The following is a 13,549-nucleotide window of genomic DNA, read 5'->3' on the forward strand; positions in this document are numbered from 1 at the left end:
GACGACGTCGGCCGACAGCTGTGCCGACGATGTCAGCCGGTCGGCTCCAGGAACTCCAGGCGGTTGCCGACCGGGTCCCGGGCGTAGAAGCGCCGGTGGCCCGGCAGGTCGTCGTCCCAGGTGAGCTCGACGCCGTGGGCCGCGAGCCGGACGGCGTACGCCTCGATGTCCGTGACCCGCAGTCCGGGGTGGGCCTTTCCCGACGGGCGGAAGCCGTCCTCGATGCCCAGGTGCAGCTGGACGGCCCCGGCCGAGAACCAGCAGCCGCCGCGCGCGGCCAGGACCGGCGGCTTGGGGATCTCGGTCATGCCGAGCGCGTCCACGTAGAACGGCCGCAGCAGGTCCTCGGAGCCGGGCGGGGCCGCGAGCTGGACGTGGTCGACGGCGGCGAGCACGCTCACTTCTCCTTCGTGGCCACGGCGAACAGCCGGCGGAAGGGCAGCACGGTGCCGTACGGGGCGCTCGGGTAGGCCTCCCGCAGCAGGTCCCGGTACTCCGTCACGAACGCGTCCCTGGCCTCAAGGTCGTCGGCCAGGGCGGTGAGGGCGGGCCGCAGTCCCGTGCCCTTGACCCAGTCCAGGACGGGGTCCTCGCCCTGGAGGACGTGGAAGTACGTCGTCTGCCACACGTCGGCCGCGCAGCCGAGGCGGGCGAGCCGGTCGAGGTAGACGCCGGGGGCGTGCACGGAGTCCTCGTGGCGCAGGACGTCGGCGAGCCGGGCCCGCCAGCGGGGTGTGGCGGCGAGTTCGCGCATCAGGGCGTGCAGGGGCGCGTCGATGTTGTCGGGGACCTGGAAGGCGAAGCTGCCGCCGGGGGCGACGGCGTCCAGCCAGACGGGCAGGGCCTGAAGGTGGCCGGGGACCCAGTGCAGCGCGGCGTTCGAGACGATCAGGTCGTACGTCCCGGTCGGCGCCCAGGTGCGCAGGTCGGCGTCGGCGAAGTCGAGGCTGCCGCCGCCCGGGGTGGGGCCCGCGTACTCCACGAGCGCCTTGTCGAGCATGGCGCGCGAGTTGTCGTACCCGGTGATGTGCGCGGTGGGCCAGCGCTCCGCGAGGACGGCGGTGACGTTGCCGGGGCCGCAGCCGAGGTCGGCGATGCGGGGCGGGTCGCCGGGCAGGCCGGGGATGCGGGCGAGGAGGTCGGCGAAGGGGCGGGCCCGGTGGCCCGCGTGCCGGAGGTACTGGGCGGGGTCCCACGTGGGGGAATTCATGCGCGTAACCTTCCCGATCCATTTAGCTCGACATCAAGAGACTTGATATCAAGATAATGACCATCGAGAGGATGGACGTCAAGAGACTTCATGTCGACACAACCACTACACTGATCGTCATGGAGGACGAGGTCGATCGGCTGGTCGCTGCGTGGCGCCGGGAGCGCCCGGACCTCGACGTGGAACCGCTCGAAGTGCTGAGCCGAGTGAGCAGGCTGGCCCGGCACCTGGACCGGGCACGTCGGCTGGCCTTCGCCGAGCACCAGCTGGAGCCCTGGGAGTTCGACGTCCTGACCGCGCTCAGGCGCGCGGGAACCCCGTACCAGCTCTCGCCGGGACAGTTGCTGACGCAGACCCTCGTCACCTCGGGCACGATGACCAACCGTATCGACCGGCTGGCGAAGAAGGGCCTGGTGGAGCGGCTGCCCGACCCGAGCGACCGGCGCGGCGTGCTGGTCCGGCTGACGGCGGAGGGGCAGGACCGCGCGGACCAGGCCCTGGCGGGTCTGCTGGACCAGGAACGCGCGATCCTCGCGGAACTCTCCCGCGCCCAGCGCGGCGAACTGGCCGCGCTGCTACGCCAGTTGACCGCCCCGTTCGACAACATCCCCGGCTAGGTCGACCGGTCCCACGCCCGCGCGGCGGGCCAGGGCGACGGCGGCGAGGGTGGAGTGGACCCCCAGCTTGCCGAGGACGTTCTGCATGTGGGTGCGCACCGTGTGCGGAGAGAGGAACAGCCGCTCGGCGACAGCCTTGCGGCCGAGCCCGGCGACCATGCAGCGCAGCACCTCCCGCTCGCGCGGGGTCAGGGACTCCACCAGCCGTTCGCTCTCGGTGCGGTGCTTGCGGGCCGCGGTCAGCTCGCGCAGGACGCCGGTGAGCAGGGCGGGCGGCAGATGGGTCTCGTCGCGCAGCACGCCCCGGATCACGTTGAGCAGCCGGGACAGCGAACAGTCCTTGGCCACCCACCCGCAGGCGCCGGCCTGCAGGGCCAGGGCCGCGCGCCGGGGATCGTCCTTCTCGGCGAGGACGACGGTGCGTACGCCGGGCTGCGCCGAACGGACGCCGACGACCAGCGAGATCCCGTCGACCAGTCCCTCCTCGTTGCCCTCCTGCACCGGCACGGCCGGCCGTATGCCCGGCACATGGCCGCCCAGGTCGGCGTCGACGAGCAGGACGTCGAAGCGGCGGCCCTCGGTGGCCGCCCGTTCCAGGCAGCGCAGCGCGGCCGGACCGCTGCCGGCCGCGGCGACGTCGACGTCGGGCTCGGCGGCAAGCGCCGCGGCCAGCGACTCGGCGAAGATACGGTGGTCGTCGACGACCAGGACTCGGATGCGAACCATGAAACCCCCTAGCCCAAGCTCCGAAAGGAGCAGGGGACACCCCATCGTCCGGAGAACGCCGACCGGCGCGGGTACGACTCCCACGGGTGACGGAAACCGCACGGCCGCCGCCGTGCAGACACTGCTACCCCCACCGCGGGCGTCGTACCCGACTGTCTCGCCCCCTGATCAACACCGGCCCCCACCGGTGCTGTTCATCAGGGTACGGCCGGTGGCCGGGAGCGGAAGGTAATTTGCAGAACTGGCTGTCCAGCACGTTTATGGTGTGCCGCATGTTTCGTATTGAGACGGAAGTCGACAAGGCGAGGCGCGATCTTCTCCGTTCCCGGCTGCTGGACACCAACACCAAGGCCTCCCCCGTCCTGGCGGCGCTGCGCGGCACCCCCGCCGAACGCGAGGTCCCCCTCCACGTCTGGGCGTCGACGGAGGCGGGCGAACTGGCGGGCGGCCTCGTCGGCCACACCTGGGCATCCTGGCTGCACGTCACCTATCTCTGGGTCGACGACCGTCACCGCGGTGCGGGCCTCGGCTCCCGGCTCCTCGGCGAGGCCGAACGCGTCGCCCGCCGGGACCGCGGCTGCCGCTCCGCCCGCCTGGAGACGTGGAACTTCCAGGCGCCGGACTTCTACCGGAAGCAGGGCTACCAGGTGGTGTGCGTGATCGAGGACTACCCGCCTGGACTCACGGAGTACACGCTGACGAAGACACTCGTCTGAGTCCCGGCACGAGGCTGCGCCTGGGGCTGCCTCTGACCGCCGCCGGTCCAGGGTCCGCGCCGGACACGCGTCGGCCCCGTACGCGCTCACGCGCACGGGGCCGGTCGCTCACGGTCTCGTGCGAAGACTCAGCCGCGCACGGACCGCACCGTACGAGGGCTCAGCTCACCCGTCGGGCCCCCGCCGCCGGTACCGCCTCGAACACCCGCGGTGCGGTGAAGTCCGCCGCCGCGAAGGCCTCTTCGACGGCCTTGCCGAGGGTGTCGACCTCGGCGGCCTCCGCCAGGACGATCGCCGAGCCGCCGAAGCCGCCGCCGGTCATCCGGGCGCCGAGGGCACCGGCGGCCAGCGCGGTGTCCACCACGAGGTCCAGTTCCGGGCAGGAGATGCGGAAGTCGTCGCGCAGGGAGGCGTGACCCTCGGTGAGGACCGGGCCGATCGCGCGCGTCTCGCCCGACTCCAGGAGGGCCACGACGCGTTCGACGCGCTGGTCCTCGGTCACGACGTGGCGCACGAGGCGGCGTACCTCCTCGTCGTCGCCGAGCCGGGCCAGTGCCTCGTCCAGTCCGTCGTACGGCACGTCCCGCAGCGCGTCCACGCCCAGCAGCGCCGCGCCCTTCTCGCAGCCGACCCGCCGCTTGCCGTACTCGCCGTCGCTGTGCGCGTGCTTGACCCGGGTGTCCACGACGAGCAGGCGCAGGCCCTCGGCGGCCAGGTCGAAGGGGATCTGCCGCTGGGACAGGTCGCGGGTGTCGAGGAACAGGGCGTGCCCGGCCTCACAGCAGGCCGATGCCGTCTGGTCCATGATCCCGGTGGGCGCGCCGACGTAGACGTTCTCGGCGCGCTGGCACAGGCGGGCCAGCTGCCAGCGCTGGAGGCCGAGCCCGAACAGGTCGTTCAGGGCGAGGGCGATCACGACCTCCAGGGCCGCCGACGAGGACAGGCCGGCGCCGCTCGGGACCGTCGAGGCCAGGTGGATGTCCGCGCCGGTGACCGGGTGGCCGGCCTCGCGCAGCGCCCAGACCACGCCCGCCGGGTAGGCCGTCCAGCTCCGGTCGCTCTGCGGCTCCAGGGCGTCCAGCGACAGCTCCACGACCCCGCCCGCGTCACCCGCGAGGTTCGCCGAGTGCAGGCGCAGCACACCGTCGTCGCGGCGCGAGACCGCCGCCGTCGTTGCGTGCGGCAGCGCGAACGGCATGACGAAGCCGTCGTTGTAGTCGGTGTGCTCGCCGATCAGGTTGACCCGGCCCGGCGCCGACCAGACTCCCTCCGGTGCTGCGCCGTACAGCGCGGCGAAGCCCTCCCGGACCTGCTGTGCCCCCACTAGTTCTCCCTTGCGATCTTCTGCGCGAACTCCCACGCGTCCGCGACGATTCCCGCGAGGTCCGTGCGGGACGGGTTCCAGCCGAGGCGCTCGCGGGCGGCCCGGGCCGAGGCGACCAGGACGGCGGGGTCGCCGCCCCGGCGCGGGGCCACGACCTCGGGGATCGGGTGGCCGGTGACCTGGCGGACGGTCTCGATGACCTCGCGGACCGAGAAGCCCTCGCCGTTGCCGAGGTTGCAGATGAGGTGCTCGCCGGGCCGGGCGGCCGTCAGGGCCAGCAGGTGGGCCTCGGCCAGGTCCGCGACGTGGATGTAGTCGCGCACGCAGGTGCCGTCCGGCGTCGCGTAGTCGTCGCCGAAGACCGAGATCGCCTCGCGGCGGCCCTGGGCGACCTGGAGGACCAGGGGGATCAGGTGCGACTCGGGGTCGTGCCGCTCGCCGCACGCGCCGTAGGCGCCCGCCACGTTGAAGTAGCGCAGCGACACCGCGCCCAGGCCGTGGGCGGCCGCCTCGCCGGTGATCATGTGGTCGACGGCGAGCTTGGAGGCGCCGTAGGGGTTGGTGGGCCGGGTCGGCGCGGTCTCGACGATCGGGACCTGCTCGGGCTCGCCGTAGGTCGCGGCCGTGGAGGAGAAGACCAGCTTGCGCACGCCGGCCTCGCGCATCGCGCCGAGCAGCGCCATGGTGCCGCCGACGTTGTTGTCCCAGTACTTCTCGGGCTTGACGACCGACTCGCCGACCTGGGAGAAGGCCGCGAAGTGCAGGACGCCGTCGTAGGAGGAGTCGAGCCACTTGCCGGCGTCGCGGATGTCGCCCTCGACGAAGGCGGCGCCGGCCGGGACGCCCTCGCGGAAGCCGGTGGAGAGGTTGTCGAGGACGGTGACCTCGTGCCCGGCCTCCAGCAGGTGCTGGGCGACCACGCCGCCGACATAGCCCGCGCCGCCGGTCACCAGATACTTGCCGCTCATGTACTCGCTACCTCTCGCAGTCGCTCGGCCGCGCGCTCCGGCGGCACGTCGTTGATGAACACACTCATGCCGGATTCGGAACCCGCGAGAAACTTCAGCTTGCCGGAAGTGCGGCGGATGGTGAAAAGCTCAAGGTGAAGACCGAAATCGTCGCGGCCCACACCGTCGAACTCCTCCAGCGCGCCGAACGGGGCCTGGTGCCAGCCCGCGATGTAGGGCGTCGGAGGTTCACCCTCGCCGAAGATACGGTCGAAGCGCCTCAAGAGTTCCAGATAAACCTTGGGGAACTCTGAGCGTGCCGCCTCGTCGAGGGCGAGCAGATCGGGCACACGGCGCTTCGGATACAGGTGGACCTCGTAGGGCCAGTGTGCGGAGTACGGCACGAAGGCCACCCAGTGTTCACCCTCAAGGACGACCCGCTCACCGGCGAGTTCCCGTTCCAGGACGGCGTCGAAGAGGTTCTCCCCGCCGGTCGCCTCCCGGTGTGCGGCCAGGGAGCGCAGCATCAGGGCGGTGCGAGGCGTGGTGAAGGGGTACCCGTAGATCTGGCCGTGCGGGTGACCGAGCGTCACGCCGATCTCCTCGCCGCGGTTCTCGAAGCAGAACACCTGCTCGACGGAGGGGAGATGCGACAACTCCGAGGTCCGGTCCGTCCACGCGTCCAGCACCAGGCGCGCCTGCTCCTGACTCAGATCGGCGAAGGAGGCGCTGTGGTCGGAGGTGAAGCAGACGACCTCGCACCGGCCGGAGTCGCCGGCCAGCGACGGAAAGCGGTTCTCGAAGACGACGACGTCGTAGGAGGAGTCCGGGATCTCGCTCAGCCGGCCGTCCCGGGAGGGGCACAGCGGGCACTCGTCGGCGGGCGGGTGATAGGTGCGGCCCTGCCGGTGCGAGGCGATCGCGACCGAGTCGCCGAGCAGCGGGTCGCGGCGGATCGCGGAGGTGGTCACGGTGCGCTCGAGCGGTCGTCGGTCCACCGCGTCGCGCACGGCGTCGTCCCGCAGGTCGTAGTAGATCAACTCACGACCGTCGGCCAGTCGAGTCGAGGTCTTCTTCACTGCGGACTCCCTATCCGAGCCACCACGCAACCATCAAACAGAAACGCACACACCAAAACACAACTCACCAGGGCAGTCAACATCGCAATCAGAGGAGGTGTATGAGCGGACGTGTTGAATGACGGTGTGCAAACCCCCACATTCCCCCTCACACCCGCCCACACGGCCCGGGAAGCCCTTCCCGCGCTGGCGGCCGAGCTGCGGCTCCCCACGAACTGGCTCGACTACACGATCCTGGCGATCTACTTCGTCGTCGTGCTCGGCATCGGCTTCGCGGCCCGCCGCTCGGTCAAGACCAGCCTCGACTTCTTCCTGTCCGGGCGTTCACTGCCGGCCTGGATCACCGGTCTCGCGTTCATCTCGGCCAACCTGGCCGCCACCGAGATCCTGGGCATGGCCGCCAACAGCGCCCAGTACGGCGCCTACACCGTCCACTGGTACTGGATCGGTGCCATCCCCGCCATGGTCTTTCTCGGCCTCGTGATGATGCCCTTCTACTACGGCAGCAAGGTGCGCTCGGTCCCCGAGTTCCTGCTGCTGCGCTTCGACAAGTGGGCACATCTGCTGAGTTCGATCCTGTTCGCCTTCGCCGCGATCCTGATCGCCGGGGTGAACCTCTACGCCCTGGCGATCGTCGTGGAGGCGCTGCTCGGCTGGCCCCAGTGGGTGGCGATCGTGGTCGCCGGCCTGTTCGTCCTCGCCTACATCACCCTGGGCGGCCTGTCCTCCGCGATCTACAACGAGGTGCTCCAGTTCTTCGTGATCCTGGCCGCGCTGATCCCGATCACGGTGCTCGCCCTCAGGAAGGTCGGCGGCTGGAGCGGCCTGACGGACCGGCTCACCGTCCTGCACGGGCACGACTTCGTCACCGCCTGGGGCGGCACCGGCATCGGCAGCCCCAACCCGCTGGGCGCGAACTGGCTGACGATCATCCTGGGCCTGGGCTTCGTGCTGTCCTTCGGCTACTGGACGACGAACTTCGCCGAGGTGCAGCGCGCCCTGTCCGCGAAGAACCTCTCCGCCGCGCAGCGCACGCCGCTGATCGCCGCGTACCCGAAGATCTTCATCGTCTTCCTGGTGATGATCCCGGGTCTGGTCGCGGCGGCGCTCGTCCCGAAGATCGGCACCAGCGCCTCGGGCCTGCAGTACAACGACGCGATCCCCTACCTGATGCAGGAGCTGCTGCCCAACGGCGTGCTCGGCATCGCGGTGACCGGTCTGCTGGCCGCCTTCATGGCCGGCATGGCGGCAAACGTCTCGTCGTTCAACACCGTGTTCACCAACGACATCTGGTCGAAGTACGTGGTCCGGCACCGCGAGGACGAGTACTACGTCCGCTTCGGCCGGCTGATCACGGCGATCGGCGTGATGGCCTCGATCGGCACGGCGTTCCTCGCGTCCTCGTTCTCGAACATCATGGCCTACCTGCAGACGCTGTTCTCCTTCTTCAACGTGCCGATGTTCGTGGCCTTCATCATCGGCATGTTCTGGAAACGCGCGTCCGCGAAGTCCGGCTTCTGGGGCCTGCTCGCCGGGACCGTGACCGCGATGGTCAACTACTTCGTGATGTACAAGCGGCACATCATCGACATCCCCACCGACCAGGGCGCCAACTTCGTCTCCGCGATCGCGGGCTTCGTCGCCGGCGGGATCGTGATGTTCGTGGTGTCGCTGTTCACCTCGCCGAAGTCGGCCGAGGAGCTGGAGGGCCTCGTCTACGGCACCCGGTCGCCCGGCATGGCCGAGCCGCCCGCCGCCGGCGACGACGCCTGGTACCGCAAGCCGGCCCTGCTGGGCTGGGGCGCGGTGATCATCGCCGCCGCCTGCTACATCCCGTTCTCGCTCTGACCGCGGGAGGATGGAGACACCATGTCCGACCACCCCGAGCACCGCGACCGTCCCGACGGCCCCGACGGCCCCGAGCGCCCCGAGGACTTCGGGTACTCCGGCTTCACCGAGCGGGACCTCCAGCGGGAGGTTCTGGACCTGGAGCACAGGTCCACGACCGCGGCCCGCATCTTCGACCTGCGCCGCATCATCGGCGGCCTGTTCGTCCTCTACGGCGTCATGGTCACGATCGCCGGCATCACCGCCTCCGACGCGGCCATCGACAAGGCCGAGGGCGTCAACATCAACCTGTGGACCGGCATCGGCATGCTCCTGCTGGGCCTCTTCTTCCTGGCCTGGCTGAAGCTGCGCCCCACACCGCCGCCGCTGCCCGACACCGCACCGGACGACAAGCCGGCCGCCGAGTAGCGCGCCGCCCACAGGGGCGCGGAGCACCGGACTCCGGGCCCCTGTGGACGGCGGACGCGCGACCCTACGAGTCCCCGTGCGGCGCCGCCGAGTTCGGCATCGGGCCCGCGCGGTCCAGCAAGCCCGTGCGGGCCGCCAGGGCCGCCGCCTCCAGCCGGGAGCCGACGCCGAGCTTCATCAGGACGCGCTGGACGTGGGTGCGGGCGGTGGAGGGGGCGATGCCCATGCCCGCGGCGATCAGCCGGGTGTCCTCGCCGTCGGCGACCCGGACCAGGACCTCCACCTCGCGCGGGGTGAGCATCTGGAGCAGGCGCTGACCCTCGTCGTCGGGCTGCGCCGCCGGGTTGAGGAGTTCGCTGAACGCCCCCTGCAGCAGCTGCGGCGCCACGGCCGCCTCGCCCGCCCGCGCCTTCATGATCGCCCGCTCGACGCCTTCTATGCGCTCGTCGTGCCGTACGTAGCCCGAGGCGCCCGCCGCGAACGCGGCCGCGATCCCGCGCGGTGACGGCACCGGCCCCAGCACCAGGACCGCGACCTGCGGACGCTCCCGCTTGATCCGCACCACCGGGTCGAAGACCCCCGGCTCGGCCGGCGCCGCCGTCCCCAGCAGGCACACCTCGGGGGCCCGCGTGATCACCAACTCCGCGGCGCCCGCGGCCGGCGCCGCCGCCGCGAGCACCCGATGCCCGCGCAGCTTGAGCGCCGAGGCCAGCGCCTCGGCGAGCAATCGGTGGTCGTCGACCACCATGAGCCGCACTCCCACAGAGCAACCCCCCAGTCCCCCCAATGGATGCCCCACTATGGATGCCCACTGGTACTCATGGACAGAGGGCCCCCCGGCACCTCGTCCTTCATGCCCCCGGAAGCTACACGCTTGTTCGACGTTGCGCTGCCCCTACTGATGAGAAGTGCCCCGGATCGACGGAATTTCTGGCATTGCTCGCATTCGAGGGTGATGAGCGGTACGCGTACGGCCCCGCCCCTGACCAGGGACGGGGCCGTCGGCCGCCAGGGGGCGCGCGCTCAGCCGCCCGCGCCGAATGCCACCACCAGGTACTCCTTGCCGTACGTGGAGTCCGACTTGTGGGCGAAGACGGCCGACATGTACAGATGCCCCTCCGAGTAGCGGATCTCCGCGTAGTCCGGCAGCATGCTGGTCTCCGCGTCCCGCTCCTTCTCAGTGGCCGGGTTCTGCAGCAGCTTGGTCTCCTTGAAGGAGCCGCCGGCGATGCTGACGATCTGGCCGCCCTTGTCGTACGGCGGACGCTTGTACGCGATCAGGTTGCCGCCGTCCATGCGCAGCGGGGAGATCGTGTAGCCGTCGCCGGCGTCGGCGCGCTGGCCCGTCTGCTTGCCGGTGCCCAGGTCGAAGGCGACGATCTCGTTGGTCTTGCTGTAGTCGCCGGTGCCGTCGTGCTCCTCCGTCGGCACGTACAGCTTGTCGTTGCCGACCACGATCTGCTTGCAGAACTCGATGCGGGAGATGCCGTCGCAGCGCCCGCCGTACGAGTCGCCCGGCGCCGAGATCCGGGTGCGCAGCTTTCCGGTCTTGTTGTCGATGGAGAAGTAGTCCGAGATGCCGCTGCCGTCGCCCGCGCTGTCGCCGACGTCGGCGGCCACCACCAGCGGGTCCGTCGAGACGATGCTGGCGTACTCGATGCCCGCGGACATCTTGTATTCGGAGATCACCTTCCCGGACTTCGGGTCGATGTTCTGGACGTGCAGCTGCCGGTTGTCGTACTCGCCGCACTTGCGCAGCGCCACCAGCTTCGCGCCGCCGCCGTAACCCGCGTCGTAGCAGCTGTCGGTCTGCTTCGGCTTCCACAGCGGCTTGCCGGAGTCGATGTCGAAGGCCGCGCCGCCGTTGGTGCTGCCCACGGCAACGGTGTGCTGGGCGACCGTCACATTCTCGAAGTTGATCGGGTAGTCACCGGAGTTGACCGGCTTCGACCACAGCTTCTTGCCCGCGGCCAGGTCGATCGCGGCGACCTGGGTGCAACCCGCCGAGGAGCTCTTCGCGGGCATCTTCGGCTGGTAGACGATCGCCGTCCGGTCGTCCTCGGTCACGTGGTCGGTCACCGCGCACACCGGGCCGGCCAGCTTGATCGTCCACAGCTTCGAGCCCTTGTCGGGGTCGTAGCCCACGATCTCGGCGATGCCGGTCTTGGCGTACACCTTGTCGGTGAGCCACGAACCCGAGGTGACGACCGTGTCGTTCGCCTTCGGCAGCGGGACCTGGAAGAGGAGCTTGGAGGCGGTGTCGGCGGGCACGTTCTCCTTGCCGCCGGTCGTGCCGCCGTTCGCGCCGCCCGTGCCGGCCGTACCGCCGCTGGAGCTCGCGGTCTCGTGCTTCTTGTTCTTGCCGTCGTCGCCGGACGAGCTCGCGTACCAGAAGCCGCCGGCGGCGATCAGGGCGATCGCCACGAGCGCCGAGACGATGATGACGAGCGAGGTGTTGGACTTGCCTCCGCCACTGCCCGGCGGGCCGGCCTGCGGCTGCATCGGCATGGTGGGCTGGCCCGGGTAGCCGTAGCCGGGCTGGCCGTACGCGGTCGGCTGCTGCCCGTACGCGTTCGGCTGTCCGTAGGCGTTCGGCTGGGCGTACGGGTTCGGCTGCTGGCCGGGGTAGCCGTAGCCCGGGGGCGGCGTCTGTCCGGCCTGCGGGGCCGGGGGCCCCTGCGGGTAGCCGTAGCCGGGCGGCGGCGGGGGCGTCTGCGGGGCCTGCTGCGGGTAGCCGTACCCGGGCTGGGACGCCTTCTGGAGGTCCGGCGGGGTCTGCGGGGCCGGAGGGGTGTCCTGGGGCGCCTGAGGCGCCGGAGCGGCCGCGGGCGGCTGCCCGGGCTGCTGCGGCGGCTGGTCCTGGGGCGGGCCGAAACCGCCCTGCTGCGGGGGCTGGTTGGGCGGCGGAGGCGGCTGGGTCATGGCAGGTAAACCTCGGAAGTGACGCAAGGGACGACGAAGGCGGCGCTGGTGGCGCGGATGGCGCAGGTGGCGAAGCCGCCGGGAAGGCGACGGGAGGGCGACGGAGTCACCGGAGAAGGGGGGATCACTTGCCGAAGGCAAGCATCAGCTTCTCCTTGTCGTCGTCGTTGCCGGACAGCCGGGTGGAGGAGATGTAGAAGCGTCCGCCGACCCAGTCGACGGCACCGTCGTAGAAGGTGTCCTCGATCTCCGCGGTGCTCGCGGGGTTCTGCAGCAGCTTCGTCGGCTTGTGGGCGCTGCCGGTGGTCGGGATGGACACGATCTCGCCGCCCGCGTCGTACGACGGATGGACGTACGCGACGAGTTGGCCGCCCTCCACCCTCACCGGCGTCATCGACTCGTCCGCCGGGGACTTCACCCGCCACTTCTCCTTGCCGTTGGCCAGGTTGATCGCGACGATCTCGTTGGCGCCGGTGGTGGCGTCGGTGGGCAGGTAGAGGGTGTCCGCGTCGACGGCGACGCCCTGGCAGCCCTGCAGGTCGCGTTCGAGGATCGCCCAGCCGCACCGGGGGGCGAAGTGCTCGTCGACGCCGACCTCCGAGCGGAACTTGCCGCCCGGGGTGAAGGTGGAGACGTTCCAGGCCTTCTTGTCCTCGTTGGTCAGGTAGACCACGAGCGGGTCGAGCGAGTAGGTCCGGGCGACCCGCCAGCCCTTCTTCACCGGCTGGGTCCACTTGGCCCTGCCGGTGGTCGGGTCGAGTTCCTGGATCTCGTCGTGCTCGTTGCTGCCGGAGGCGTCGCAGGAGGCCACGGAGATCAGCCTGTCGGGGCCACCCGCGAACGCGGTCGGGAAGCAGTTGGTGCCGTACTTCTTCTTGTCGAACAGCTTGCGGCCGCTGGCGAGGTCGTACGCCGTGCCCGACTGCGAGCGGCCCACCATCAGGGTCTTGCCGCTGATGGTCAGCTCGATGCTGATGGCGCTGTCGAACAGCGCGCCGTCGGCGACCTCGCCGCTCCAGCCCTTCGCGCCGGAGTCGAGGTTGACCACCTGGAGCTTGTTGCACTTGGCGCGGTCGCTGGTGCCGCTCATGTACGCCACGACGACCTTGTTGTCGGCCGACTTCTCCGGGGTGACCGCGCAGATCTTCGTGGGGAAGGTGATCGGGGCCCAGGCGGGGTCGCCGCTGCCCACGCGGTAGCCGAAGACCTGCTTGTACGCCGCCTTGACCGCCGTCTTGTCCGTGATCCACATGCCGGGCGCGTCGGCGCCGGAACCGGGCGCGTCCGGTGCCGACTTGTACCAGAGCACCTTCGCCTCGCCGGGCTTGCGGCCCTCGTTGAGGTTGTCCGGGTCCGCACCGCCGTCGCCGCTGCCGTCACCGGGGTTGACCGGACTGTCGGAGGCGGAGGGCTTGGGGTCGTCGCTCTTGCCGGCCACCGGCTTCTTCCGGCCGTCGTCGTCGCCGCCACGGGCCACGTAGAAGCCGACGCCGACGACCAGCAGCGCCGCCACCGCGGCCGCGGTGATCACCGCGGGCTTCCCCTTGAACGGGCTCTTGGGGCCGCCGGGCGGCGTGCCGGGCGCGCCCGGGAACTGCGGCTGCTGCGGATAGCCGTAACCGGGCTGCTGGCCGTACGGGCCCGGCTGCTGCGGCTGTCCGTACGCACCCGGCTGCTGCGGCTGCCCGTACGGGCCGGGCGCGGCGTAGGGACCGGGCTGCGCGTAGGGGCCGGGCTGCTGCTGCTGCGGGT

13 protein-coding genes are annotated in these 13,549 nt (G+C 70.8%); 4 read left to right on the plus strand and 9 right to left on the minus strand.

What is annotated here, in order from left to right; all coding sequences use genetic code 11:
- Nucleotides 1–32 precede the first annotated feature (32 nt).
- Together IPZ69_RS34975 and IPZ69_RS34980 are read right to left on the minus strand one after the other, a co-directional pair.
- Nucleotides 33–395: a VOC family protein gene (locus IPZ69_RS34975; RefSeq protein WP_235458723.1), complete on the minus strand. Its 363-nt coding sequence runs from the start codon at nucleotides 393–395 to the stop codon at nucleotides 33–35.
- Between the two features lie 2 nt (nucleotides 396–397).
- Nucleotides 398–1,210: a trans-aconitate 2-methyltransferase gene (locus IPZ69_RS34980; RefSeq protein ID WP_235458710.1), complete on the minus strand. Its 813-nt coding sequence runs from the start codon at nucleotides 1,208–1,210 to the stop codon at nucleotides 398–400.
- Between the two features lie 119 nt (nucleotides 1,211–1,329).
- Here IPZ69_RS34980 and tamR point away from each other — a divergent pair, with 119 nt between their 5' ends.
- Nucleotides 1,330–1,827: a MarR family transcriptional regulator TamR gene (gene tamR, locus IPZ69_RS34985; RefSeq protein ID WP_235458711.1), complete on the plus strand. Its 498-nt coding sequence runs from the start codon at nucleotides 1,330–1,332 to the stop codon at nucleotides 1,825–1,827.
- Here the strand turns inward: tamR and IPZ69_RS34990 are convergent.
- Complete coding sequence (locus IPZ69_RS34990; RefSeq protein WP_235458712.1) at nucleotides 1,786–2,553, minus strand: LuxR C-terminal-related transcriptional regulator; 768 nt, start codon at nucleotides 2,551–2,553, stop codon at nucleotides 1,786–1,788. The two genes, tamR and IPZ69_RS34990, sit on opposite strands and share 42 nt — an antisense overlap.
- Nucleotides 2,554–2,813: 260 nt before the next feature.
- Here IPZ69_RS34990 and IPZ69_RS34995 point away from each other — a divergent pair, with 260 nt between their 5' ends.
- Complete coding sequence (locus IPZ69_RS34995) at nucleotides 2,814–3,269, plus strand: GNAT family N-acetyltransferase (RefSeq protein ID WP_235458724.1); 456 nt, start codon at nucleotides 2,814–2,816, stop codon at nucleotides 3,267–3,269.
- Nucleotides 3,270–3,429: 160 nt separating this feature from the next.
- On the opposite strand, the gene galK is transcribed toward IPZ69_RS34995, so the two are convergent.
- The 3 genes from galK to galT are packed head-to-tail and all read right to left on the minus strand — an operon-like array spanning nucleotide 3,430 to nucleotide 6,619.
- A complete protein-coding gene (gene galK, locus IPZ69_RS35000) occupies nucleotides 3,430–4,593 on the minus strand; it encodes a galactokinase (RefSeq protein WP_235458713.1) in 1,164 nt (387 codons plus the stop codon).
- Nucleotides 4,593–5,561, minus strand: a complete 969-nt coding sequence (galE, locus tag IPZ69_RS35005) for a UDP-glucose 4-epimerase GalE (RefSeq protein WP_235458714.1) — start codon at nucleotides 5,559–5,561, stop codon at nucleotides 4,593–4,595. Before galE ends, galK begins: the two co-directional genes overlap by 1 nt.
- The gene (galT, locus tag IPZ69_RS35010; protein ID WP_235458715.1) at nucleotides 5,558–6,619 is read right to left on the minus strand and encodes a galactose-1-phosphate uridylyltransferase; all 1,062 of its coding nucleotides are present in this window, start codon (nucleotides 6,617–6,619) and stop codon (nucleotides 5,558–5,560) included. Before galT ends, galE begins: the two co-directional genes overlap by 4 nt.
- 126 nt (nucleotides 6,620–6,745) lie before the next feature.
- On the opposite strand from galT, the gene IPZ69_RS35015 reads away from it, so the two are divergent.
- Together IPZ69_RS35015 and IPZ69_RS35020 are read left to right on the plus strand one after the other, a co-directional pair.
- Entirely contained in the window at nucleotides 6,746–8,467 is a 1,722-nt protein-coding gene (locus IPZ69_RS35015) for a sodium:solute symporter family protein (RefSeq protein ID WP_235458716.1), read from the plus strand.
- 21 nt (nucleotides 8,468–8,488) lie between these two features.
- A complete protein-coding gene (locus IPZ69_RS35020; RefSeq protein WP_235458717.1) occupies nucleotides 8,489–8,875 on the plus strand; it encodes a hypothetical protein in 387 nt (128 codons plus the stop codon).
- A 64-nt stretch (nucleotides 8,876–8,939) separates the two neighbouring features.
- On the opposite strand, the gene IPZ69_RS35025 is transcribed toward IPZ69_RS35020, so the two are convergent.
- The 3 genes from IPZ69_RS35025 to IPZ69_RS35035 form a co-directional block, all read right to left on the minus strand.
- A complete protein-coding gene (locus IPZ69_RS35025; RefSeq protein WP_235458718.1) occupies nucleotides 8,940–9,623 on the minus strand; it encodes a helix-turn-helix transcriptional regulator in 684 nt (227 codons plus the stop codon).
- A gap of 275 nt (nucleotides 9,624–9,898) precedes the next feature.
- Nucleotides 9,899–11,797 carry an outer membrane protein assembly factor BamB family protein gene (locus tag IPZ69_RS35030; protein WP_235458719.1) on the minus strand — a complete coding sequence of 633 codons (1,899 nt, stop codon included), beginning with the start codon at nucleotides 11,795–11,797 and terminating at the stop codon, nucleotides 9,899–9,901.
- Between the two features lie 124 nt (nucleotides 11,798–11,921).
- The coding region (locus tag IPZ69_RS35035) for an outer membrane protein assembly factor BamB family protein (RefSeq protein WP_235458720.1) at nucleotides 11,922–13,549 on the minus strand (1,628 nt) is incomplete at its 5' end.

This window comes from Streptomyces olivochromogenes, from assembly GCF_021538895.1.
Lineage (GTDB): Bacteria > Actinomycetota > Actinomycetes > Streptomycetales > Streptomycetaceae > Streptomyces > Streptomyces olivochromogenes_A.

Excerpts from the sequence above, each read along its gene's own strand:
- IPZ69_RS35020 (WP_235458717.1), top strand. The coding sequence starts at position 8,489 with ATGTCCGACCACCCCGAGCACCGCGACCGTCCCGACGGCCCCGACGGC.
- IPZ69_RS34990 (WP_235458712.1), bottom strand. The coding sequence starts at position 2,553 with ATGGTTCGCATCCGAGTCCTGGTCGTCGACGACCACCGTATCTTCGCC.
- IPZ69_RS34995 (WP_235458724.1), top strand. The coding sequence starts at position 2,814 with ATGGTGTGCCGCATGTTTCGTATTGAGACGGAAGTCGACAAGGCGAGG.
- IPZ69_RS35030 (WP_235458719.1), bottom strand. The coding sequence starts at position 11,797 with ATGACCCAGCCGCCTCCGCCGCCCAACCAGCCCCCGCAGCAGGGCGGT.
- tamR (WP_235458711.1), top strand. The coding sequence starts at position 1,330 with ATGGAGGACGAGGTCGATCGGCTGGTCGCTGCGTGGCGCCGGGAGCGC.
- IPZ69_RS35025 (WP_235458718.1), bottom strand. The coding sequence starts at position 9,623 with ATGGTGGTCGACGACCACCGATTGCTCGCCGAGGCGCTGGCCTCGGCG.
- IPZ69_RS34980 (WP_235458710.1), bottom strand. The coding sequence starts at position 1,210 with ATGAATTCCCCCACGTGGGACCCCGCCCAGTACCTCCGGCACGCGGGC.
- galE (WP_235458714.1), bottom strand. The coding sequence starts at position 5,561 with ATGAGCGGCAAGTATCTGGTGACCGGCGGCGCGGGCTATGTCGGCGGC.